This is a genomic window from Paenibacillus sp. Soil750 (genome assembly GCF_001428045.1).
Classification (GTDB): domain Bacteria; phylum Bacillota; class Bacilli; order Paenibacillales; family NBRC-103111; genus Paenibacillus_E; species Paenibacillus_E allorhizoplanae.
In genome coordinates, this window is record NZ_LMSD01000043.1 from 63,920 (window position 1) to 87,304 (window position 23,385).

Genomic DNA, 23,385 nt, shown 5'->3' on the forward strand with positions numbered 1-23,385 from the left:
GAGAACCGTGTCCCAACAACTTCGTTTACAGCTTGATTTACAATGGTTTGCTGGGGAAAAAACGGAGCCTGCTACTGCCAAGAAAAGACAGGATGCCAGAAAAAAGGGTCAAGTTGCTAAAAGTATGGACTTGCCCGCGGCTTCCATTTTACTGTTTTCATTCGTGGCTTTTCTAATGTTTGGTTCTTTTATGAAAGGTAGGATTATTCATATCTTTCGAGATGTATATGAGAATCAATTAGGTATGGATTTAACCGTAGGAAACGTACAAGTGTTATTCACGGATTTAACGATACAAGGCTTGGTCATTGTAGCTCCAATCTTTCTACTGGTAGTTCTGATCGCTTTTATAGCGAACTACGCGCAAATTGGGTTTATGTTTATCGGTGAGCCCTTGATGATGAAGTTTGACAAGATTAATCCAATCAGTGGTTTTAAACGGATTTTTTCGATGCGAACAGTGGTTGACTTTCTAAAATCGACTTTGAAAATGTTGATCATCGGTTATGCGGTTTACACCACGTTGATGGGGCAAAAAGCGAGGTTGTTGGGGCTAGGTCACACACCTTTGGAGAGTACATTTTCATTTATTGCTTCGGTTACGCTAAGTTTGGGAATAAAAATCGGGGCTATTCTGATTGTACTAGCTATTTTTGATTTTATTTATCAGAAATACGAACATGAGAAAAGTCTCAAAATGTCTAAACAGGATATTAAGGATGAGTATAAGAAAAGTGAGGGCGATCCTCTCATTAAAGGGAAGATCCGTGCCAAACAACGTCAAATGGCCATGCAACGCATGATGCAGGAAGTTCCTAAGGCCGATGTTATCATTACCAACCCAACTCACTTCGCAGTTGCCCTGAAATATGATGCTAAAAATATGCAGGCTCCTACAGTAATTGCAAAAGGGGCAGATTATGTTGCATTAAAAATTAAGGAAGTCGCCAAACAGAATGGCGTCATGACGATGGAAAATAAGCCGCTTGCTCGAGCGATTTTTGCACAGGTGGAAATTGGTGATGCCATTCCAGCAGATCTATTCCAAGCTGTGGCAGAAGTACTAGCGTATGTATATAAGATGAAGGGTAAGACGAATTAACGTAGAGGGAGGTGCAATCTGATGAAAATCAAGGATTTATTAGTTTTAGTCGGTATTATTGGCATCGTGTTGATGATGATTGTACCTGTTCCTATCCCTTTGCTGGACTTTTTACTTATTATTAATATTTCCATAGCACTAATGATTATCTTGGTTGCTATGAATACACAAGAAGCACTACAGTTCTCGATTTTCCCTTCTTTGTTATTGATTACGACACTCTTTCGATTGGCATTAAACGTGTCAACAACTCGTAATATTTTGGCGCATGCTGAAGCAGGCGACGTGGTCAGAACTTTTGGTTCATTTGTTGCGCAGGGCAATATCGTCGTGGGATTCGTTGTGTTTCTCATCCTTGTCTTAGTGCAATTCATTGTTATTACCAAAGGTTCTGAGCGCGTTGCCGAGGTAGCGGCAAGGTTTACCTTAGACGCAATGCCCGGCAAGCAAATGAGTATTGATGCCGATTTGAATGCTGGTCTAATCAATGAGGTTCAAGCAAGAGAAAGACGACAAAAGATTGAGCGTGAGGCAGATTTCTATGGAGCTATGGATGGTGCAAGTAAATTTGTCAAAGGTGATGCAATTGCCGGGATTATTATCCTTGTTATCAATCTAATTGGTGGATTTATCATTGGGATGACCATGAAGGGGATGGATTTTCAAGAGGCACTGCAAACTTTCTCGATCTTAACAATTGGTGACGGACTAGTCAGCCAAATCCCTGCATTATTAATTTCAACTGCAGCAGGTATCATTGTTACTCGCGCATCATCTGAGGGTAATTTAGGTCATGATATAACAAAACAATTAACGGCTCAACCTAAATTGTTGTATATCGTTGCCGGTACATTAGTTGTATTAGGTACTTTTACTCCGATCCATTGGTTTACAACATATCCGATAGCTGGCTTATTGGTGTATGCCGCATTTAAAATGCAAAAGAATTTGGAACGTGAAGCAATTAAAGAAGAACAATTGGTTGAAGAGCAGCAGATTGAGGAAGTACGAAGTCCAGAAAGTGTTATTTCGTTACTACAAGTTGATCCGATCGAGTTTGAGTTTGGATATGGACTAATCCCTCTTGCAGATACGCAGCAGGGCGGTGATTTATTAGATCGAATTATTCTCATACGTCGTCAATGTGCATTGGAGCTAGGAGTCGTGGTTCCTGTCATTCGAATTCGCGATAATATCCAATTAAGACCCAATGAGTATATCATCAAAATTAAAGGCAATACGGTTGCACGCGGCGAACTACTTTTAAATCACTATTTGGCTATGAGTCCAGGTTTTGATGATGATTCAATATCAGGTATTGAAACAACGGAACCGGCATTCGGTTTACCAGCAATTTGGATAGATGAAGTAAACAAAGAGCGAGCAGAGCTATCCGGTTATACAGTTGTAGATCCGCCTTCTGTTGTAGCGACGCATCTAACTGAAATTATTAAGAAACATATTCATGAGCTACTGGGTCGTCAGGAAACGAAGGCGCTTATCGAAAATGTAAGAGAATCATATCCTGCGCTTGTTGATGATTTAATCCCTTCCGTACTTGCTGTTGGAGATATTCAGAAAGTTCTATCCAAACTATTACGCGAGAAAATATCTGTTCGTGACTTGGTTACAATCTTAGAAACACTTGCGGATTATGGTACGTACACGAAAGATCCTGAGATTTTAACTGAATATGTGAGGCAGTCACTATCACGACAAATCACACAGCAGTTTACTTCTCATGGAGATTCACTCAAAGTAATTACGGTAGGCCCTTCGGTGGAGAAGAAAATCGCAGATTCTGTGCAACAATCAGATCAAGGCAGCTATTTGGCGTTAGATCCCTCATCATCACAAATTATTTATCATCGTGTAACGGAGCAAGTTACGAAATTAATCCAATCAGGACAGCAACCTGTTATTTTAACTTCACCAACGATCCGGATGTATGTAAGACAGCTTTTAGAACGAACACTGCAAGATATACCGGTACTTTCTTATAGCGAATTAGAGCCTAGCGTTGAAATCCAAAGCATGGGGGTAGTCAATTTATGAGAGTAAAAAGATATGTTGTTGATTCCATGCCAGATGCTTTGCAAAAAATTCGTGCGGATCTTGGCAAGGATGCGGTTATTCTGAATACGAAAGAGATTCGGACTGGTGGTTTTCTTGGTATGTTTGGGAAGAAGAAAATAGAAGTCATTGCTGCAATTGATGCTGCTAATGCGAAACCTGCGCCTGCTCCCCAACGAGTAGCAACTCAGATTCCACCTCAACCAAAGGTGAATAGTCAGGTAGCTCCCATTAAAACTAGTTTTCAATCAGATTTTCCGGATGTACCTGATGTATTAGCACCTGCGGCAATGAAGAGTGAGCCAGTAGCGGTAAGTACCGTTGCTCAACCAGAGAGAGTTATGAATCCTGCGGGGCATCAAGCCTATTCACCTTCTTCTGTTCATTCAGCAGCGAGGGCGTCGGTTAAAGATGATCAAGTAATGGATGAACTCAAACAAATGAAAGAAATGATGAAGAAGCTTACACAAGTGACCGATGGGGATAAACTACCTGAGCCGTTGCAAAAACTTGAGCAAAGACTCTATGACCATGAAGTGAATCCAACGCTTGTGCGACACATCATGGATGAGGTTATGGCAGATTTTCAACTTGCAGATGAACCTGTTACTGAAGAAACAGCTCATCAACTTGTTCGTTCGAAATTAGGAGAGATTCTACAAACGGATCATAGTAAGCATATATCTACACAAACACGTGTTGTTCATTTCGTTGGCCCTACTGGCGTTGGTAAAACGACAACGATAGCGAAGTTGGCCGCGGAGCAAGTATTGAAATACCATCGTAAAGTTGGGTTCATTACTTCAGACACTTATCGGATTGCTGCGATTGAGCAGCTGAAAACATATGCAACCATTTTAAATGTGCCACTTGAAGTTGTATTTTCACCGCAGGATTTGACGAAGGCATTTCAAAATCTAGCAGAATGTGACATTATTTTCATGGATACGGCTGGACGTAATTTTCGTAACGAAATGTATGTTTCAGAATTGAATTCATTACTGAAGACACAAGGGAACAGTGAAACGATACTCGTATTAAGCTTAACGACCAAATATCGAGATCTACGTGCGATTACGAATAATTTTAGTAAATTCAAATTGGACAAAGTACTCTTTACCAAAATGGATGAAACGGATTCCTATGGCGCCATTTTGAATGTTGTTCATGAGTTTTCTCTCAAGCTTTCGTATGTGACAACTGGGCAAAGTGTACCCGATGATATTGCGGAAATGAACGAGTGGCAAATCATTGATTTGTTATTGGAGGAGCCTAGAACATGAAGGATCAAGCAGAAGGGTTGCGGAATCTGGTTCAAACACAAGGTGATAAAGGCACAAGAACAACCAGGATTATTACCGTAACCAGTGGAAAAGGTGGTGTAGGTAAATCCAATTTTACGCTAAACTTTGCTTTATCACTGCAGTCTTTGGGTTACAAGGTGCTTGTATTCGATGCAGATATAGGACTCGCGAACATTGATGTATTAATGGGCGTATCTTCAACTTATAGTCTATATCACCTTTTAAAGAAGGATAAGACGATTTGGGAAATCATCCAAAAAGGATCGAATGATTTGGAGTTCATTGCGGGTGGATCCGGTTTTAATGACCTATTGCGATTAACGGAAGATGAATTAGATTATTTTGCGGAACAAGTTATGCAACTGAACGGCTATGTAGATTTTATTATTTTCGATACAGGTGCAGGCTTATCCAAAGAAACGTTAAAATTCATTCTTGCGGCCGAAGAAGCCATCGTGGTTACGACTCCTGAGCCAACATCCATTACAGATGCCTATGCCATCATTAAAATGGTGAATTCAATGGGCCACGACGTTTCATTTAAACTAGTTATTAATCGTGTTACAGATGCTAGAGAAGGCAAACAGACAGCTGACAAAATTTCTTTAGTAGCTAAACAATTTCTGAATATTCATATTCCAACCTTAGGGTTTGTTGATGACGATCCGGTTGTTTCTAAAGCAGTGAAAAGGCAAATTCCTTTCTCAATCGCATTTCCATATTCAACGGCAACTAAGAGCATCAAAACACTTACCGACAATTATATTAAGGGATATCGCGTAATTGAAACACCTTCAACCGGTGTCAAGAGCTTTTTAAATAAAATGTTGAAACTTTTGAAATAGGAATTTTGAAAAACGTGTCGAATAAGCAGATAGAGGGGGGAAGCAGCTTGGCAATATATAACATTCTTGTCGTAGATGACTCCGTCTTTATGCGAAAAATAGTAAGTGATTTAATTTCAGAGAATCCGCAATTTAAAGTCATTGGTACTGCTAAGAATGGTCAAGAAGCAATTGAACAAGTTAAGCTGCTTCGACCGGATGCTGTTACAATGGATATCGAAATGCCTGTTATGAATGGATTGGATGCGCTTAAACACATTATGGAAGAGCAGCCAACTCCCGTTATCATGCTGAGCTCCTTAACGCAAGAGGGCGCTTTTGAGACGATTCGAGCATTGGAGTTGGGGGCAGTAGACTTTATTCGAAAGCCATCGGGTTCCATCTCTCTGGATTTGTATAAAGTTAAGCTGTTGCTGCATGAGAAACTACTCATGGCAGTACGTTCGAAAATGTGTGTCAACCAACCAGCAAGCGTACAATCACTTGTAGTAAAGGTTAATCCCTTGTCTTTGAGATCCAAGATGATGAAAGACAATTTGAAACAATCGGATTCAGTTGCTCAGACTATTCCAACTACAACACATTTTAGTCATGTAGTAGCCATAGGGACTTCAACCGGTGGTCCGAGAGCATTACATCAAGTTATCTCCAATATTCCTGCAGGATTTCCAGCACCAATTTTAATTGTTCAACATATGCCGCCTAACTTCACCAAATCATTAGCTCAACGATTGAATGATATTTCTCAAATTAGGGTTGTTGAAGCTGCTGATGGAGAAGTCCTTCAAACGGCGACTGCTTATGTGGCCCCGGGTGGATGGCATATGGTTATTCACAAAGATCCTAACCGAACGTACAAAATTCGATTAACCAAAGATGAACCTGTTTCAGGTCATCGACCCTCAGTAGATGTGATGTTTGAATCCTTACTAAACATGAATGAGTTAAAACGACATGTCGTTTTGATGACAGGAATGGGAAGTGATGGAGCCAAAGGGATGCTTTCCTTGAAACAATCGGGGGCAACCACAACTATTGCTGAAGCGGAAGAAACTTGTGTCGTATATGGGATGCCAAGAGCTGCTGTAGAAAATCAAGCTGCAATGCATGTATTACCTCAGCAGGAAATTGCGGTTCGTTTAACTAGGTGTGTACAAGAATGAAATGAATTGAAGCAAACATGGGGTACTGGATGATTCTATTGGAGGTGTGTGGTAGTGGAACTTAGTCAATATCTATCGATGTTTATCGATGAATCAAAAGAGCATTTGCAATCATTGAACGAAAATCTTCTTAATTTAGAAAGTAATCCGAAAGATATAAGTATTGTACATAACATTTTTCGTTCAGCTCATACGTTAAAAGGGATGTCTGCAACGATGGGGTTTGAGGACATCGCAGCACTTACCCATGACATGGAGAATGTGCTTGACCTTGTCCGTAATAGTAAACTTGATATGGACCCTTACATATTTGATTGTATTTTTAAAAGTTTGGATTCCTTGGAATCTATGGTTGAAGATATCATTCAAGGTGGGACAGGTAAAGCCGATGTAAGTCCAATCGTTACCTCTCTAAGATCCATCGTGACAGGCGACTACAAAAAAGGCCCAGCTATTACAACAACAGTTGCAGTAAAAGAACCAGCCAAAGGCATTGAAGTGGATGAGTTTCAATACTCAATTCTTCAACAATCGATCGATTCAGGCTTTCTAGTTTTCTATATCGAAGTTAGTGTCAATGAAAACTGTGTGTTAAAAGCTGCACGTGCTTACATGGTATTCGATGCTATGGAGAGAATGGGCGAAATTATTAAGTCGACGCCTTCCGTTCAAGAAATTGAGCAAGAGAAGTTTGATCGCTCGTTCTCATTGTACTTTATCTCCAAAGTTGATCAAGCAACGCTTGAGAAAGAAATTCTAAATGTTTCTGAAATTGCTTCTGCTGTTATTATAACCGTTGATACAGAATCTCTTGCAGAATTATCCCGACCGATTGCAGAGATTGAAACAGCTCGTAAAGAAATCGCTGCTGCAGGTGTAACTGCAGTACCTACAATTGAAGTAGCTGCACCCAAAGCTTCAGAACCAGCTGTGAATGCAGGTGCTGCTAAACCAGCCGCAGGCGGAGCTCCAGTTGCAAGCCGTACGATTCGTGTAGATATTGAGCGTTTAGACACACTGATGAATTTATTCAGTGAGCTGTTGATTGATCGTGTTCGTCTCGAACAATTGGCAAGTGAAGTGAAACGGAATGATTTGACTGAGACAGTAGAACATATGTCCCGTGTCAGCAGTGATTTGCAAAATATCGTTCTGAAGCTTCGCATGGTTCCTGTAGATTCGGTATTCAATAGATTCCCTCGTATGATCAGAGATCTTGCCAAATCCTTAGACAAAAAAGTAGATCTAGTGATTACTGGTGCTGATACTGAATTAGATCGAACTGTTATTGATGAAATTGGGGACCCGTTAGTCCATTTATTGCGAAATGCAGTTGATCACGGTATTGAATCGATTAGTGAGCGTGTAGCCGTTGGTAAACATGAGCAAGGTACGATTCAACTTCGTGCATTTCACAGCGGGAATCACGTATTTATTGAAATCGAAGAAGATGGTAAAGGGATTTACCGAGATAAAGTTTTGAAAACTGCTTTGAAAAATGGTCTCGTTACAGCAGAACAAGCAGCTAAATTAACAGATCATGAAGTGTATAACTTGCTCTTCGCATCAGGGTTTAGTACGGCGGAGAAAATTTCAGATATATCTGGTCGTGGTGTGGGCTTAGATGTCGTGAAGACAAAAATTCAGATGCTTGGCGGACATGTTCAAGTTGATTCTAAACCAGGCTTTGGAAGTAAATTTTCCGTCCAGCTGCCACTGACACTTTCCATTATCTCGGCGATGTTAGTACGTTTGGGTAGTGAGAAATATGCGATTCCTTTATCCTCAATTGTGGAAACGTCAGCCATTCAGAAATCGCAAATCCGGAACATCCAAGGTACTAAAATGATCGATTATCGCAAAACGGTTATCCCATTATTGTCCCTGAGCACTTTATTTCAAGTTCCTGATTTTAACGAGGATTTGGAAGAAGAAACAGAAATCGTTGTTGTTCGCAAGGGCGATAAGCAAGTAGCACTTATGGTGGACGAATTTATTGGTCAACAAGAAATCGTGTTAAAAACACTAGGTAAATATTTAACTGGGATTTTCGCAATTTCAGGAGCAACCATCCTTGGGGATGGACAAGTTGCTTTGATCATTGATCCTAATGCATTGATTAAATAAACCATATTCCTTAAGGAGGATTTGACAATGGGAGAAGAAAAGAAAGTAATTGTCTTCGCACTTGGATCGGAAGAGTATGGTGTAGAAGTAGAAAAGGTTAGAACGATCGAAAGAATGCAACCAATGACACGCGTACCTAAAGCACCTGAGTTTATTAAAGGTGTTATTAATTTGCGTGGTGTCGTAATTCCAATTATTGATCTACGCGCTAGATTCGGGCTTGAAGAGGTTGCTAGTACGGATGCAACTCGTATTATTATCGTTTCTGCGGCTGAATTTGAAGTCGGTTTGATTGTTGATTCGGCTAATGATGTCATTGATGTCGATACAGATAATATTAATACACCGCCAGAAGTAGTTGGTGGCATTAAAGCGAAATATTTGGATGGAATCGCTCGTGTAGGCGAGAGTCGATTATTAGTTCTTCTAAACCTAGAGCAAGTTTTAAATCGCAGTGAAATTCAACAGCTAGAAAGATTCGAGGAATAGCTTGTGGACGTTTTTAGCCAATTAGAGGATTTTCAATTAGATGTGCTTAAGGAAGTAGGTAATATTGGCGCAGGGCATGCAGCAACTGCGCTTTCTACCTTACTGGATAAGCCGATCGATATGTTGGTACCAAAAGTAAGAATGTTGCCTTTCGAAGAAATTTGCGAAAGCGTCGGTGGGGCTGAGACAGTCGTACTAGCCATCTTCTTACGTGTAGAAGGGGATGCTCCGGGAAATATGTTTTTCATTCTTGACTTGGATGCTGCCAAAAACATGCTTCATGATTTGGTTGGTTTATCCATTACTGATCAAGAAGAATATTCAGAGTTAGAATTATCAGCACTGAATGAAATTGGAAACATCCTTGCCGGTTCTTATTTATCCTCGCTTGCTGATTTTACGAATTTAAATATGCAGCCGACGGTTCCAGCGCTGGCGATCGACATGGCTGGTGCAATTTTAAGCTATGGTTTATTGCAATTTGGTCAAATGGGAGACCAGGCTCTTCTCATTGATACTAAATTCTTGGAAGGGGAGAATGAAGTGCAAGGGCACTTTTTCTTAATCCCTGATCCGGAATCGTTTGGTAAAATCTTTTCGGCATTAGGGGTAGTCTCTCCATGACGCTAGAAAACTTAATTAAAGTAGGTATGGCTGACTTGAATGTTGCTCATCAAATTGGAGTTTTGAAGACAACAGGATTGGGTTCATGTGTAGGTGTTACCCTATACGACAGCCGATCAAAAGTAGCAGGAATGGCTCACGTCATGCTGCCTTCATCTGAAATAGCGCGAGAAGGTTCATTGAACATAGCGAAGTATGCAGATACAGCTATTCCAGAGCTAATTTCGAGAATGGAAAAGCTAGGAGCCAATATAAGTAAGCTTGAAGCCAAGCTAGCTGGTGGTGCTCAAATGTTTGCATTTGCCGGAAATAATGATACGATGAGAATTGGACCGAGGAATGTAGAATCTTGTAAAGAAATGTTGAATCGTTACAAGATTCCTATTCTGGCAGAGGATACAGGAGCTAATTATGGTCGTACGATTGAGTTCTTTTGTGCGACAGGTATCCTCCAGATTCGTAGTGTTCAATTAGGAGTAAAGGAAATTTAATGATGATTGGTACTATTCGAATTAATCTCATCGTAGCTTTGTTAGCTGGAATTTTTACGTTTGCCTTATCGATAGACAATAATCTATTTTTATCATCTTGTATTAAAGCAGGATATAGCTTTCTCATTTTATTCGTTGTCACATTTGGATTTAGATGGGTATTAGGATTATTAATTGGACCTGTTTCTTCACTGGAGGATTCTATACTCGAGAACTCCTCATCCGCGGTTGGTCAGAACTTAGATCTAAGTACACCCGATGAGGATGAAGAAACACGTCAACTAATGAAGTCGAACCACACGAATCAGACAAAAGATGCACAATCTAATGATATGCAATTTTCACCATTGAATCCACCTAAGCTAGTCACCAAGAATAATTTGGACCCTGAACAACTGGCGGGTGCCTTGAGGCGAATGTCTGAAGATTAAGGATGGTGTATCATTAATCATGATTGATCAAAAGCAAGTTCAGCTTGCAAATATTGATTTATGGAAACAGTGGAAAGAACAAGGTATTATTGCGGCTAGACAAGCTCTAATAGAGAACTACTTACCCTTAGTGGAGTATGTCTCAGGCAGGTTAGCCATTGGTCTTCCCAAAAGTGTATCCAAAGATGACTTATCTAGCTTTGGAGTTATGGGATTAATTGATGCTATTGAGAAGTTTGATTATGCAAGGGGTTTACAATTTGAAACCTATGCTTCTTGGAGAATTCGCGGGTCAATCATTGATGGCTTACGTCAAGGGGATTGGGTTCCAAGGTCAGTTAGAGAAAAAGCTAAAAAAGTAGAAGACGCTTATCAAAAGCTCGAACAACAATATCTACGATCAGTTACAGATTCGGAGATAAGCACTTTTTTACAAATTAGTGAGCAAGATTTTCAACAAATGTTACAGGATATTTCTATTACGACGATTTGTTCGATTGATGATCCCATACGCGAAGAAGAATCAGAGACAAGATTATCCCTCATTGTTGATGAGAAAGCCAAGAACCCAGAGTCTCAAGTAAACGAGTTTTATTTGAAAGAATCATTGGCGAAAGCAATAGATCGTTTGACAGAAAAAGAAAGAACCGTTGTATCACTATTTTATTTCGAAGAGTTATCATTAAGTGAAATTGCTGAGGTCATGTGTTTATCACCATCTCGCATTTCTCAATTGCATTCTAAAGCGATCTTAAGACTTAAAGGTGTACTCGGACGATTTAAAAATCAACTTTTTCAAGATAATTAAACTTATTCTGAAAGTATGGAAAGGTGGTATGTCCGTGAGTGAAGGGAACATGCCTTTGGATTTCTTCATAAGTATTACTGTGTCAGATGACAAGTTATCTGCTCATTTACTTATCAGTAATACTGAAGATACGTTTAAAGTCTCAGTTGGGCAATTATTAGACCTGGTTCAAAAAAATCGTATTATTCATGGAGTAAATCAAGTAGTGCTTGCAGAAATTGCAGCTAATCCTAAATCATTTTCTCTTAAAAAGACATTAATTGCCACGGGAACTAAACAGGTAGATGGTCAAAATGGATATATTAAATTATCTTTTGACTTCGATGACAACGAAAAAAAACCTTTGGAGCTGGAAGACGGCCGGGTCAATTATAAAGAAGTTGTATCCATTCATAATGTTAGAAAAGGGCAATTGATTGGTCAGCGCTTTTTAGCTACAGCCGGTACACCTGGTCGTGCAGTTACTGGCGAAACGCTCTTTTCAAAGTCAGGTAAAGAAGCTAGATTCAAAGTAGGTAAAAATGTTGTAACTGATGCGGAGCAGATGGGGCTATACGCAACAATTGATGGCATGGTAGTCCGAACCGATCGGGATAAAATAAACGTATTCCCTGTGTACGAGATTAATGGGGATGTCGATTATAATATTGGTAATATTGATTTCATCGGTACAGTTGTTGTTAGAGGGAATGTTCTACCTGGATTCAAGATTCGAGCAGCTGGAGACATTCGTGTGACCGGTGGTGTTGAAGCCGCAGAGCTTGAAGCAGAAGGATCGATTGAAATCTCGGCAGGTATTGTAGGGCAAAATAAAGCTTTGATCAAAGCTGGTAAGAATGTGAAGAGTTCTTTCATCCAAGATGCCACGATTGAAGTGTCTGGTGATCTAAACGTTTCCCAAAGTATCATGCATTCGACGGTGAGAGCGGGTAGAAGTGTTAACTGTGTGGGTGCAAAAGGTTTAATCGTAGGCGGGACAATTCAAGCTGGAGAACGCGTTACGGCTCGAACAATTGGGAATTCAATGTCTACTGCAACTGTTGTTGAGGTAGGTGTTTTGCCAGAATTGCGTAATGAAATGATTCAACTTCGTAATCAACTAAGAATACTAAGTGAGAATATGGAGAAGACGAGTAAAGCGCTTACTTTGTTGGATCAATTAGCTGCAGCGGGTCAGCTCAGTCCTGATAAACTTGCCATGCGTATCAAACTTAATAATACGAAGAAGCAGTCGGTAGATGAACAAGTATCGATTAAGGAACGTATTTTGGAAATTGAGAAATCTCTAGAGGATTCTGAGAATGCAAAGGTTCAAGTTGTTTCGACGATTTATGGTGGCAGCAAAATTGTCATTGGTCGTTACACGAAATTTATTAAAGATCCAACGAACCGAATGACTTTCCGATTAAGTGACGGCGATATTGTCATGAGTGCAAATGTGTAAGTGAGGAGGAAGTAGACGATGAGTTTCAAAGCCATCGATTTACAATTCGCTGTACACAAGAACGATGAGGCTGGTATAAAGCAGAATCATATGATGCAGAAGCCGCGGCAAGATGGAACGATTCTAGAAAATCAAGCTATACAAACGACGGAACGTGATCGAGGGCGGACAAGCAAACTAGAAGAGAGTGGACGCGCTGATATCTTAGATCGTCGTGAACAGAAAAAAACGCAAATAGGTAAAGGTAAGACAAGAGGGCAATTAAATAATCTTTCTACGGATCCGGAACACCAACCGGACCATCCTTATAAAGGTCATCATATTGACTTCTCCCTCTAACTTGCTATAGGAAAAGGTGAACTTTATGGTTATGCAGCCGGTGCTCTATGTCATCCTTCTTGGTCTTGTGATGATTGTTTATGCGAGATTTATACCGAAGGAACAAACGACGGCTTCATCCGCAAATGCTACGGTTGTGCAGGAAATCGAAGATACGATAGAACATTTCGCCGCTGAGATGGATGAACAAAATCAAGCGATGCTTGATCTATTTTCAAAGACAAAACAAGATTATGAAGTGGAGCTTGCTAAGTTAGCAGGCCGTTTGGAAACCTTGGAGCGCCAAAAGCACGAGCTGTCCAAAGAGCTTACGACTCTTCATGTGAATCAACCGCCAGTTCTTTCTCCTGCGGAGATGCTTAGTGCTCTGAACGCACCTAATCATGATATTCCTGCTACCGTAAACGTAATCGAGAGTGCTCCTGATCTTCTTCCTGAGGAGCCAGTTTATGTGGGTTTAAGTATGAAGAGCAGATATTCTGAATTGTTTACTTTACATGATCAAGGGAAAAGCGTGGAGGCTATTGCCAAAAAGCTTAGTATGAATAAAGGCGAGGTCAGTTTGATCCTTCAACTTTCAAGACAGGAGGAAAGGACCCGTGTTTAAAAATAGAGCCTTAGTTACTGGTATTGGGGTAGGTATTATTGTTGGCGCTATTCTTCTTCAAGTGATGCTGATTCGTCCAAGTAGCCCGAGCAAGTCAGGTATATCGTTGGAGGAGATGGATCCTCAGAAGCTCAAGGAAGAGGCCTCTAAATACTATTTAGTACTTGAGAAAAATGTGAAAATGTATACTCAAGCCGAATTAGATTCAGCCGTCCAGAAGAAGCTAAAAGAAGAAACGGATAAATTAGCAGCAAGTAAACCACAAGATCAGCCTAAAGCATCCCCGCCTGCAGTTTCTTCTAAGATCGTCGTTTATGTTCAGCAAAACTTAGATGCTTCTACAGTAGCTGATTTATTGTTTAGAGCAGGTGTAATTTCGGATCGTAAGGCATTCATTACTGAGCTTGATAAACAAGGTGGCAACACCAAAATTCAAGTTGGATACCATGAGTTTGAAGGTAAAATGGATATGCCAACACTTGTAACGAATCTTATTACAGTTCAATAATCATTGTAGGAAAAGGATCTTTATATAGAGATCTTTTTTTGTTTGCTTATACATAAACTATCCAATTCAAGGGAAGAATGACATTCAGGATAAAAGGTTGCACCTTGTTTTCAGTTGTGGTATATTTATTCACGGTGTTAAAAACTCACGCCCGTCAATTTGCATAATGGTGCTTACTTCGGTAGGTTTTATGCAAAGATGCGAGGGGCGGCGGATACCAAATAAACCATTTAGAGGAGGGATTGGGGATGGCAGTTATCTCCATGAAACAGCTTTTAGAAGCTGGCGTACATTTCGGTCACCAAACACGTCGTTGGAACCCGAAAATGGACAAGTATATCTTTACTGAAAGAAACGGTATTTACATCATCGATCTTCAAAAAACGGTTAAAAAAGTTGAGGAAGCTTACAACTTTGTTAAATCCGTATCCGAGGACAATGGTACAATTCTTTTCGTAGGAACTAAGAAACAAGCCCAAGATTCCGTTGCTGAAGAAGCAGAACGTTGTGGCATGTACTTCATCAACCAACGTTGGTTGGGTGGTACATTGACTAACTTCCAAACAATTCAAAAACGTATCGATCGCTTGAAAACTCTTGAAAGATGGGAAGAGGATGGCACTTTCGAAGTTCTTCCTAAGAAAGAAGTTATCATTCTTCGCAAAGAGAAAGAGCGTCTTGAGAAATTCCTAGGCGGAATCAAGAACATGAAAGGTTTGCCAAGTGCACTTTTCATTATCGATCCTCGCAAAGAGCGTATTGCTGTAGCAGAAGCTCGTAAATTGGGTATCCCAATCGTTGGTATCGTTGATACAAACTGCGATCCAGACGAGATTGATTACGTGATTCCAGGTAACGATGATGCGATTCGCGCAGTTAAATTGTTAACAGCGAAAATTGCTGATGCAGTTATCGAAGCACACCAAGGCGAGCAAACAACAGCTTAAATTATAGCAATGTGAAAAGGGTGGTTGGAAGGTGTAACAGCCTGTCACCACCCTTTTTTTAAAGAATAAACTAGTGTTACATATAAACAATAAACATTTAACAGGAGGTTTCTTCTAATGGCAGTTACAGCAGCACAAGTAAAAGAGTTACGTGAAAAAACAGGTGCAGGTATGTTAGATTGCAAGAAAGCACTTGAAGAAGCAAACGGCGATATCACTAAAGCAGGAGAACTTCTTCGTGAGAAAGGTCTTTCTGCAGCAGCTAACAAAGCTGGACGTATTGCTACAGAAGGCGCTGTAGAATCTTACATCCATGCTGGTGGTAAAGTTGGCGTTCTTGTTGAGATCAACTGTGAAACTGACTTCGTTGGTAAAACAGAGCAATTCAAAACGTTCTGCAGAGACATTGCTATGCACATCGCTGCAGCAAACCCATCGTATGTTCGTCGTGAAGAAGTTCCAACAGAAGCTTTGGAAAAAGAAAAAGAAATTCTTCGTAACCAAGCTTTAAACGAAGGTAAACCAGAGAAAATCATCGACAAAATGGTTGAAGGCCGTATTGGTAAATACTACGAAGAGTTCTGCTTAATGGAGCAAGCATTCATTAAAGATCCAGACAAAACTATCGACCAATTGTTGAATGAGAAAATCGCTGCAATCGGTGAGAACATCTCCATTCGTCGTTTTGTTCGTTTCGGACTTGGTGAAGGTCTTGAGAAAAAACAAGAAAACTTTGCGGAAGAAGTTATGTCCCAAGTTAAACTATAATAGGCATTCAAAAAAGATGGAACACTTGGTGTTCCTTCTTTTTTAGCCCTTAAAGACATGGAGTTACGCATGGAAACGGAGGTCATACAAGTTGGGTCAACCTTTTTATAAAAGAATAGTGCTTAAATTGAGCGGCGAAGCTTTAGCCGGACAGCAGGGATATGGCATTGATTCAGAAGTGATTACTTCCATTGCTCAACAAGTGAAGGATGTTGTAGAGTTAAATGTTGAAGTTGCTATCGTAGTTGGCGGCGGGAATATCTGGCGTGGAATCGCGGGTAGTGAGAAAGGGATGGATCGTGCGACAGCGGATTACATGGGAATGCTAGCTACTGTCATGAATTCACTTGCTTTGCAGGATGCATTGGAAAACCTAGAGGTGCCAACAAGAGTCCAGTCCTCCATTACTATGCAACAAGTTGCTGAACCTTACATACGTAGGAGAGCTATGCGCCATCTTGAAAAAGGTAGAGTAGTTATTTTCGCCGCGGGAACAGGTAATCCTTATTTCTCGACGGATACGACGGCTGCCTTGAGAGCTGCAGAGATTGAAGCAGAAGTTATTCTTATGGCCAAAAATAAAGTGGATGGCGTCTATTCAGCTGATCCATTCAAAGATCCAACAGCGAAGAAATTCGAAACGTTAACCTATATGGAAGTTATAAGCAATAACCTTGGTGTCATGGACTCCACTGCATCTTCCCTTTGTATGGATAACAACATTCCGTTGGTTGTATTTAATATCACGGAAAAAGGGAATATCAAACGAGTGGTCCTTGGCGATAAAATTGGGACTACAGTTAAAGGGAGCGTATAAACCATGCCTCAATCAGTGAAGAAGAACGCAGAAGATCGGATGGACAAAGCAATTGGAGCACTTAGAAGGGATTTGACTTCTCTTCGTGCGGGACGTGCAACACCATCATTATTAGATCGTATTCAAGTGGAATACTATGGCGCAATGACGCCTGTTAATCAATTAGCTAATTTGACAACACCAGATTCACGTACTCTTCTCATTCAACCATGGGATAAGAGCTCTATGTCTTCTATTGAGAAGGCAATTATGAAGTCCGATTTAGGTTTAACTCCATCCAATGATGGAATTGTTATTCGTATTGTTATTCCTGCATTAACTGAAGAGCGTCGTAGTGACTTGGTGAAAATGACGAAGAAATTTGGCGAAGAAGCCAAAATTGCAATTCGTAATATTCGCCGTGATGCGAATGACGAAATTAAAAAGCTTGAGAAAGCAGGTATTTCTGAGGATGAATCCCGTAAGCATCAAGAGGACATTCAGAAATTTACTGATAAATTCGTAGCTGAAGTTGAGAAAGTTTTGGCTGCTAAAGAAAAAGAAATCATGGAAGTATAAGATAGATATGCCCCCGGGTATTCATTTGCTGGGGGTTTTTCATCTTTCCCTAGTTGGGAGGAACAACTGTGCTCAAGCTATTTAAGAAATGGTTAAATCCAACACGCAAGCCAGCAAATGCAACAGCAGCGGATATAGAGCTGGACAAAGTACCTGCGCACGTTGCGATAATTATGGATGGAAATGGTCGATGGGCCAAACAAAGAGGCTTGCCTCGCGTAGCAGGTCATCATTCGGGCATGAAAAATGTAAAGAAGATTACAATGGCAGCCAATGATATTGGTGTCAAAGTACTAACCATGTATGCTTTTTCAACGGAAAATTGGAAACGCCCCAAAGAAGAAGTCGAGTTTCTAATGAAGCTTCCTCAAGAGTTTTTTCCTTTGGAAATTGAAGAATTAATTCAGAACAATGTGCGTATTCGAATGACGGGGTGGAAAGATGGTCTACCTGACTATACGCTGAAAGCTATAGAAGGTGCGATCGAGCGTACGAAAGATAACACGGGTCTTATTTTGAATTTTGCTTTAAATTACGGCGGACGTAAGGAAATCATTGCAGGTGTCCAAGATATGATGAAGGATCTGCAAAACGGAAACTTGAACCCGGATGAGTTGAATGAATCACTCTTTTCATCCTATATGTTAACGTCAGATTTACCTGACCCCGATTTGTTGATTCGTACAAGTGGAGAATTGCGATTGAGCAACTTTTTACTATGGCAATTAGCTTATTCGGAATTATGGTTCACAGATGCCTATTGGCCAGAATTCACAGAGGAGTTATTTATGCAAGCCATTGCTGAATATCAGCGCCGCGCAAGAAGATACGGTGGTATTTAACATCTGATTGTGTAATCGTTTTTCACTAAAAAGGAAGTCTTAGAGATAAACGTTGTTCATCTAGGGGGATTCAACTTGAAACAAAGGATCATAACAGGCGTTATAGCGGGTCTAGCATTTATTACTCTTCTAGTTCTTGGTGATTTGTGGTATGCAGGATTAATCGTACTCGTTTCAATTATCGGATATCGCGAGTACTTACAAATGAATGGTTATATGCCTTTTAAACTCACAGCTGTTGCTGGCCTCATAGCACTTTTATGTTTAACGATCCCTTGGGGGTTGTTAGGTATAACATGGACCATTTCATTTACAGCCGTTATTTGGTTTGCCATGTTTTTGTTGCTTTTCATAACAGTTGCTTCCAAGAACAAAATAACGATTGATCAAGTATCTGTGATATTACTAGGTGTCGTTTACATTGGATTTGGCTTTAACTATATGATCGAGGCTCGCTTGGCGGATAATGGATTATTTTGGACGATCATGGTGTTCGTTTGTATCTGGGCATCAGATGCAGGCGCATATTTTGTCGGTTCGAAGTTAGGTAAGCATCCTTTATGGCCACAAATAAGCCCTAAGAAGTCGATTGAAGGAGCACTTGGCGGAGTAGTTATTGCGATGATTTTGGCCGTATGCTTTGCATTGTACGCACCGGATCTCTTAAGTGTAGGGAAATCACTCTTATTAGGCTTTGTTATTGCAGTAGTAGGACAAATTGGTGATTTAATTCAATCCGCTTATAAGCGTGTTAAAGGAATTAAAGACACTGGAACTTTGCTGCCAGGTCATGGTGGTGTACTCGATCGGATGGATAGTTGGTTAATTGTTTTCCCCTTTATCTATCTGCTCAATTTGATTCCTAACTAATTCTCATGAGCGGGGTTGAACATATGAAGAAAATTGCCATCTTGGGATCGACAGGATCCATTGGAACTCAAACCTTGGATCTTGTACAGCATTCGCCAGAAAAGTTTCAGGTCGAGGCGATATCAGCAGGGTACAACAGTGATCTTGTCATTGAGCAGGCTAACCAATTTCGACCAAAGCTCGTTTCTGTTGCTACGAAGGAATTAGCTGAAACTGTTGCTGGGCAAATACCATCAAACATTAAAGTTCTTTATGGTGAAGTCGGATTGTTGGAGGTCGCAGCTGCGACAGATGCGGATTTGCTTGTAAGCGCATTGGTTGGGAGTCAAGGATTAAGACCAACTTTAGCCGCGATTGAAGCAGGAAAAGATATTGGATTAGCCAACAAGGAGACCTTAGTGAGTGCGGGTCACATTGTAACTGAAGCTGTAGCTCGTAAAGGTGTTGCCTTATTACCGATAGATAGCGAGCACTCTGCAATTTTTCAATGTTTAAATGGTGAGAAGCGTTCTCAAATTGCCCAAATCACGATTACGGCTTCAGGTGGCTCATTCCGTGATCGTACGCGTGAACAACTCGTAGGTGTAACCGTGGAGGATGCACTAAAGCATCCGAATTGGTCGATGGGCGCCAAAATCACCATTGATTCTGCAACAATGGTGAATAAAGGACTTGAAGTAATGGAAGCACACTGGCTTTTCGGGTTAGCTTATGAGGATATCAAAGTGTTGCTTCATCCGGAAAGTGTCATCCACTCTTACGTTGAATTTGTTGATTATAGTGTCATCGCTCAGTTAGGTAATCCGGATATGAGGGTTCCCATACAGTATGCGTTAACGTATCCAGATCGCTATTCAACGCCAACAACAAGATTAGACTTAGCCGCAATCGGTAAACTTCATTTCCGTGAGATGGATTATACGCGATTCCCTTGCTTGCGCATGGCATTTGAAAGTGGTAAACAAGGTGGAATTACCCCTACTGTGTATAATGCTGCTAATGAGATTGCGGTGGCTCGTTTCCTTAAGGGTGACATTTCATTTCTACAAATTGAAGATATTATCGAAGCTTCATTGCAAAAACATGAGTCATATGCTAATCCTACAATTGAGATTATTCACGAACAGGATCAATGGGCTAGATCGTTTGCAGCGTCTATCCGTTTCTAAATGTCAGGAAGAGATGAGGTCAGCTTGCATGGCTCAGCTCTTCTTTTCAATTTCCGACAACCGAGGTTGTAAAGCAAAGTCTATATATTTCACTTAGATCGTATAATGACCTTTACGAGCATAGCTTGTATTCAGCCGTTCAATAGTGGTAATCTAAGAACAAGAACAGCTGATCTGAAGTAGATGCTTAGAAGGTAGACACATTTACCGAAAGCGTCGGGTCATTGCTACATAAGGTAGTTTTCTGAAGAAAACCCGAAGGAGGAAATACGACTTGTCGGCTATTGAAGTTGGTTTAAAGGTTATTCTGCTGTTTTTCGTTCTTGTTACGATTCATGAATGGGGTCATTTTTACTTTGCAAAACGTGCAGGTATTTTAGTTCGTGAATTTGCGATTGGCTTCGGTCCCAAAATTTTTTCATATAAAAAAGGGGAGACCCGATATACGTTACGGATTTTACCAATTGGTGGATTCGTCCGCATGGCAGGTGAAGACCCAGAAATCGTTCAAGTTAATCATGGACAGACGGTTGCAATTAAATTAAACAAACAGAACGAAGTTACATTTTTATATCTAGATCAATTAGATCGTCGTTCTAACGTCATCATGGGTGTCGTGGAACAAATTGATTTAGAGAGAACACTTCGCTTATCCCTCGATGTTGACGGTGAGAAAGTGACTTACCCAATTGATCCACAAGCCATGATGGTGACGAAGGGAACAGAAACCCAAATAGCTCCATATGATCGTCAATTCGGCTCAAAATCCGTAGGGAAACGTGCCATTGCTATCGTTATGGGACCAGTAATGAATTTTATCTTGGCGATTGTCTTGTTCTTCATTGTCGTGATTATGTCTGGTGTGTTCACGAATGTGAAGCTGGATTCTGTTCTTGCTGGTAAAGCTGGTGAGAAGTCAGGTCTTCAGAAAGGCGACATCATTATGTCCATTGATAAGCAGCCTATTGGGGATGATAGGGAGAAACTAGTTACCTCGATACAATCTTCTGCTGGAAAGCCAATGACATGGGTGATCGATCGTGCAGGTAATCCAATTACACTTCAAGTAACACCAGAAATGGAAGCAGGAGCTGGGAAGCTTGGTGTTGTCATAAGCGGTGACCGGAGAAGTGCAACATTGGGTGAAGTATTTACAGGAACCTATGATCAGGTAGTAGGTACTACCATTGGAATCGTGACTGGTCTGCAAAAATTAGTTATGCTTCAATTCAAATTAGATGATCTTGGTGGGCCTGTGAGAACTGCTCAAGTATCTGCTGAGTTTGCTAAAATGGGACTGACATACTTAATTTCTTGGGCTGCCACATTAAGTTTATATCTAGGTATTTTTAATTTATTGCCTATCCCTGCGCTAGACGGAAGTCGTCTGCTGTTCATGGGGTTAGAAGCATTGAGAGGTAAACCGATAGACCCGAACCGAGAGAGTATGGTTCATTTTGTTGGATTTGCACTCCTGATGCTGTTGATGGTAGCTGTTACATACAATGATATTTTACGATTGATTAAGGGTTAGTCTTAATCTGTGGGAGGGTTTATGTCAAACGAAAAGCAATTTGTTAAAGAAATTACACCACAAGGAGAAGACTTCTCCCGATGGTATATAGATGTTATTAAGAAAGCAGATTTAATGAGTTACTCCCCGGTTCGAGGGTGTATCGTTTTTAAACCGGATGGTTATGAAATCTGGGAAAATATTCAACGTGAGTTGGATAGCAAGTTTAAAGAAACGGGTCATCGTAATGCGTACTTCCCATTGTTTATCCCAGAAAGCTTTTTCCAAAAGGAAAAAGAACATGTCGAGGGCTTTAATCCAGAACTTCCTTGGGTTACTGAGGCAGGTGGAGAGAAGTTAGAAGAGCGTTTGGCTATCCGTCCTACATCTGAAACGATGATTGGGCATATGTACGCCGAGTGGATTAACTCCTATCGTGATCTACCTTTGTTAATCAACCAATGGGCAAACGTAGTTCGTTGGGAGAAACGCACGTTGCCGTTCCTCCGTACAACTGAGTTTTTGTGGCAGGAGGGTCATACTGCGCATGAAGATGAGCAAGATGCTCGCCGCGAAACGATGCAAATGCTGGATGTCTATCGTCAATTTGCGGAAGATTTCCTAGCGATCCCGGTAATTGTAGGTCAAAAAACGCCTTCAGAGAAGTTTGCTGGTGCCATTGATACTTTTTCAATTGAAGCCATGATGAAGGATGGCAAAGCTGTTCAAGCAGGGACTTCTCATTACCTTGGAACGAATTTCGCTGTTGCCTTTGATATCAAATTCCTAGATCGTGAGAATCAACACCAATTTGCACATACAACTTCATGGGGAGTTAGTACACGTTTAATTGGCGCACTTATTATGGTTCACGGGGATGATCGGGGATTAGTATTACCACCGAAGGTTGCACCTACGCAAGTTATCATGATTCCAATTGGACCACCGAAGACGCGTGAACAAGTAATTGGGCGGGTTGACGAGTTGTTTGCGGATCTGAAGAAAGCTGGCGTTCGCGTTAAAGTGGATGATCGTGCTGATCAAAGCCCAGGTTGGAAATTTAACGAGTACGAAATGCGCGGCGTTCCAATTCGCGTAGAGTTAGGTCCTCGCGACATGGAAAATGGCGTAGTCGTTCTTGTTTCTCGCGTTAGTGGAGAAAAGAAAATTGTTCAACAGTCTGACTTCGTGCAAGAAGTTCAAAATTTACTTGCTGAGATTCATCAGCAGATGTATGATAAAGCGAAGCAATTCCGTGACGAGCATTATATTGCGGTAGATACGATCGATGAGTTTAAGACATTCTTGGAGACGAAACGCGGATTTGCCTTGGCTGGCTGGTGTGGATCTAACGCTTGTGAATCGCAAGTGAAGGAAGAAACAGGAGCAACAAGTCGTAATATCCCGTTCACACCATCCGAAACCAAATCGACTTGTCTTGTGTGTGGCGATCCTGCCAAGCATACAGTTGTCTTTGGTCGAAGCTATTAATTACAATCAAGGGCATATGGAGGTCTAACTCCATTGCCCTTGGTATGTTTTATGG

The 23,385-nt window shown here is 40.8% G+C and carries 24 protein-coding genes; all 24 read left to right on the forward strand.

Going from position 1 to position 23,385, the window contains the following annotated elements:
- Positions 1-7 precede the first annotated feature (7 nt).
- The 24 genes from flhB to proS all read left to right on the forward strand — a co-directional run bounded on the left by flhB (position 8) and on the right by proS (position 23,330).
- Complete coding sequence (flhB, locus tag ASL11_RS33220) at positions 8-1,102, forward strand: flagellar biosynthesis protein FlhB (protein WP_056624970.1); 1,095 nt, start codon at positions 8-10, stop codon at positions 1,100-1,102.
- 21 nt (positions 1,103-1,123) lie between these two features.
- Complete coding sequence (flhA, locus tag ASL11_RS33225; protein ID WP_056624971.1) at positions 1,124-3,157, forward strand: flagellar biosynthesis protein FlhA; 2,034 nt, start codon at positions 1,124-1,126, stop codon at positions 3,155-3,157.
- The gene (gene flhF / locus ASL11_RS33230; protein ID WP_056624974.1) at positions 3,154-4,458 is read left to right on the forward strand and encodes a flagellar biosynthesis protein FlhF; all 1,305 of its coding nucleotides are present in this window, start codon (positions 3,154-3,156) and stop codon (positions 4,456-4,458) included. The genes flhA and flhF overlap by 4 nt, the downstream gene beginning before the upstream one ends.
- The gene (locus ASL11_RS33235) at positions 4,455-5,324 is read left to right on the forward strand and encodes a MinD/ParA family protein (protein ID WP_056624977.1); all 870 of its coding nucleotides are present in this window, start codon (positions 4,455-4,457) and stop codon (positions 5,322-5,324) included. The genes flhF and ASL11_RS33235 overlap by 4 nt, the downstream gene beginning before the upstream one ends.
- Positions 5,325-5,371: 47 nt before the next feature.
- Positions 5,372-6,487 (forward strand): protein-glutamate methylesterase/protein-glutamine glutaminase, encoded by a 1,116-nt coding sequence (locus tag ASL11_RS33240; protein WP_082596047.1) that lies wholly within the window; start codon positions 5,372-5,374, stop codon positions 6,485-6,487.
- Between the two features lie 54 nt (positions 6,488-6,541).
- Positions 6,542-8,614, forward strand: a complete 2,073-nt coding sequence (locus ASL11_RS33245) for a chemotaxis protein CheA (protein ID WP_056624979.1) — start codon at positions 6,542-6,544, stop codon at positions 8,612-8,614.
- Between the two features lie 27 nt (positions 8,615-8,641).
- Positions 8,642-9,103 carry a chemotaxis protein CheW gene (locus ASL11_RS33250; protein ID WP_056624986.1) on the forward strand — a complete coding sequence of 154 codons (462 nt, stop codon included), beginning with the start codon at positions 8,642-8,644 and terminating at the stop codon, positions 9,101-9,103.
- Positions 9,104-9,106: 3 nt separating this feature from the next.
- Positions 9,107-9,727, forward strand: a complete 621-nt coding sequence (locus tag ASL11_RS33255; protein ID WP_056624989.1) for a chemotaxis protein CheC — start codon at positions 9,107-9,109, stop codon at positions 9,725-9,727.
- Positions 9,724-10,218 carry a chemotaxis protein CheD gene (locus ASL11_RS33260; protein ID WP_056624992.1) on the forward strand — a complete coding sequence of 165 codons (495 nt, stop codon included), beginning with the start codon at positions 9,724-9,726 and terminating at the stop codon, positions 10,216-10,218. Before ASL11_RS33255 ends, ASL11_RS33260 begins: the two co-directional genes overlap by 4 nt.
- Positions 10,218-10,649 carry a hypothetical protein gene (locus ASL11_RS33265; protein ID WP_056624993.1) on the forward strand — a complete coding sequence of 144 codons (432 nt, stop codon included), beginning with the start codon at positions 10,218-10,220 and terminating at the stop codon, positions 10,647-10,649. Before ASL11_RS33260 ends, ASL11_RS33265 begins: the two co-directional genes overlap by 1 nt.
- Positions 10,650-10,668: 19 nt before the next feature.
- The gene (locus ASL11_RS33270; RefSeq protein WP_056624996.1) at positions 10,669-11,457 is read left to right on the forward strand and encodes a FliA/WhiG family RNA polymerase sigma factor; all 789 of its coding nucleotides are present in this window, start codon (positions 10,669-10,671) and stop codon (positions 11,455-11,457) included.
- Between the two features lie 28 nt (positions 11,458-11,485).
- Entirely contained in the window at positions 11,486-12,901 is a 1,416-nt protein-coding gene (locus ASL11_RS33275; RefSeq protein WP_056624998.1) for a DUF342 domain-containing protein, read from the forward strand.
- An 18-nt stretch (positions 12,902-12,919) separates the two neighbouring features.
- On the forward strand, positions 12,920-13,240 hold the full coding sequence (locus tag ASL11_RS33280; protein WP_056625001.1) for a hypothetical protein: 321 nt from the start codon (positions 12,920-12,922) through the stop codon (positions 13,238-13,240).
- 25 nt (positions 13,241-13,265) lie between these two features.
- Positions 13,266-13,847 (forward strand): hypothetical protein, encoded by a 582-nt coding sequence (locus ASL11_RS33285; RefSeq protein ID WP_056625003.1) that lies wholly within the window; start codon positions 13,266-13,268, stop codon positions 13,845-13,847.
- Entirely contained in the window at positions 13,840-14,355 is a 516-nt protein-coding gene (locus tag ASL11_RS33290; RefSeq protein ID WP_056625005.1) for a hypothetical protein, read from the forward strand. The genes ASL11_RS33285 and ASL11_RS33290 overlap by 8 nt, the downstream gene beginning before the upstream one ends.
- Positions 14,356-14,603: 248 nt before the next feature.
- Complete coding sequence (rpsB, locus tag ASL11_RS33295) at positions 14,604-15,302, forward strand: 30S ribosomal protein S2 (RefSeq protein ID WP_056625008.1); 699 nt, start codon at positions 14,604-14,606, stop codon at positions 15,300-15,302.
- A 117-nt stretch (positions 15,303-15,419) separates the two neighbouring features.
- A complete protein-coding gene (gene tsf / locus ASL11_RS33300) occupies positions 15,420-16,070 on the forward strand; it encodes a translation elongation factor Ts (RefSeq protein WP_056625011.1) in 651 nt (216 codons plus the stop codon).
- Between the two features lie 91 nt (positions 16,071-16,161).
- Positions 16,162-16,887 (forward strand): UMP kinase, encoded by a 726-nt coding sequence (gene pyrH, locus ASL11_RS33305; RefSeq protein ID WP_056625013.1) that lies wholly within the window; start codon positions 16,162-16,164, stop codon positions 16,885-16,887.
- Between the two features lie 3 nt (positions 16,888-16,890).
- Positions 16,891-17,445 (forward strand): ribosome recycling factor, encoded by a 555-nt coding sequence (gene frr / locus ASL11_RS33310; RefSeq protein ID WP_056625017.1) that lies wholly within the window; start codon positions 16,891-16,893, stop codon positions 17,443-17,445.
- Positions 17,446-17,513: 68 nt separating this feature from the next.
- Positions 17,514-18,287, forward strand: a complete 774-nt coding sequence (locus ASL11_RS33315) for an isoprenyl transferase (protein WP_082596048.1) — start codon at positions 17,514-17,516, stop codon at positions 18,285-18,287.
- Between the two features lie 75 nt (positions 18,288-18,362).
- A complete protein-coding gene (locus ASL11_RS33320; protein ID WP_056625020.1) occupies positions 18,363-19,157 on the forward strand; it encodes a phosphatidate cytidylyltransferase in 795 nt (264 codons plus the stop codon).
- 23 nt (positions 19,158-19,180) lie between these two features.
- Positions 19,181-20,326, forward strand: coding sequence for a 1-deoxy-D-xylulose-5-phosphate reductoisomerase (locus ASL11_RS33325; protein ID WP_056625025.1), 1,146 nt, complete (start codon positions 19,181-19,183; stop codon positions 20,324-20,326).
- A gap of 274 nt (positions 20,327-20,600) precedes the next feature.
- The gene (rseP, locus tag ASL11_RS33330; protein WP_056625028.1) at positions 20,601-21,860 is read left to right on the forward strand and encodes an RIP metalloprotease RseP; all 1,260 of its coding nucleotides are present in this window, start codon (positions 20,601-20,603) and stop codon (positions 21,858-21,860) included.
- A 21-nt stretch (positions 21,861-21,881) separates the two neighbouring features.
- A complete protein-coding gene (gene proS, locus ASL11_RS33335) occupies positions 21,882-23,330 on the forward strand; it encodes a proline--tRNA ligase (RefSeq protein ID WP_056625030.1) in 1,449 nt (482 codons plus the stop codon).
- Positions 23,331-23,385 lie beyond the last annotated feature (55 nt).

Bases quoted from the DNA above. Each gene is read 5' to 3' on its own strand.
- ASL11_RS33250 (WP_056624986.1), top strand. From the start codon at position 8,642: ATGGGAGAAGAAAAGAAAGTAATTGTCTTCGCACTTGGATCGGAAGAG.
- flhF (WP_056624974.1), top strand. From the start codon at position 3,154: ATGAGAGTAAAAAGATATGTTGTTGATTCCATGCCAGATGCTTTGCAA.
- frr (WP_056625017.1), top strand. From the start codon at position 16,891: ATGCCTCAATCAGTGAAGAAGAACGCAGAAGATCGGATGGACAAAGCA.
- ASL11_RS33265 (WP_056624993.1), top strand. From the start codon at position 10,218: ATGATGATTGGTACTATTCGAATTAATCTCATCGTAGCTTTGTTAGCT.
- ASL11_RS33285 (WP_056625003.1), top strand. From the start codon at position 13,266: ATGGTTATGCAGCCGGTGCTCTATGTCATCCTTCTTGGTCTTGTGATG.
- ASL11_RS33325 (WP_056625025.1), top strand. From the start codon at position 19,181: ATGAAGAAAATTGCCATCTTGGGATCGACAGGATCCATTGGAACTCAA.
- ASL11_RS33235 (WP_056624977.1), top strand. From the start codon at position 4,455: ATGAAGGATCAAGCAGAAGGGTTGCGGAATCTGGTTCAAACACAAGGT.
- ASL11_RS33260 (WP_056624992.1), top strand. From the start codon at position 9,724: ATGACGCTAGAAAACTTAATTAAAGTAGGTATGGCTGACTTGAATGTT.
- tsf (WP_056625011.1), top strand. From the start codon at position 15,420: ATGGCAGTTACAGCAGCACAAGTAAAAGAGTTACGTGAAAAAACAGGT.
- rpsB (WP_056625008.1), top strand. From the start codon at position 14,604: ATGGCAGTTATCTCCATGAAACAGCTTTTAGAAGCTGGCGTACATTTC.
- proS (WP_056625030.1), top strand. From the start codon at position 21,882: ATGTCAAACGAAAAGCAATTTGTTAAAGAAATTACACCACAAGGAGAA.
- ASL11_RS33280 (WP_056625001.1), top strand. From the start codon at position 12,920: ATGAGTTTCAAAGCCATCGATTTACAATTCGCTGTACACAAGAACGAT.
- flhA (WP_056624971.1), top strand. From the start codon at position 1,124: ATGAAAATCAAGGATTTATTAGTTTTAGTCGGTATTATTGGCATCGTG.
- ASL11_RS33275 (WP_056624998.1), top strand. From the start codon at position 11,486: ATGTCCGTGAGTGAAGGGAACATGCCTTTGGATTTCTTCATAAGTATT.
- ASL11_RS33270 (WP_056624996.1), top strand. From the start codon at position 10,669: ATGATTGATCAAAAGCAAGTTCAGCTTGCAAATATTGATTTATGGAAA.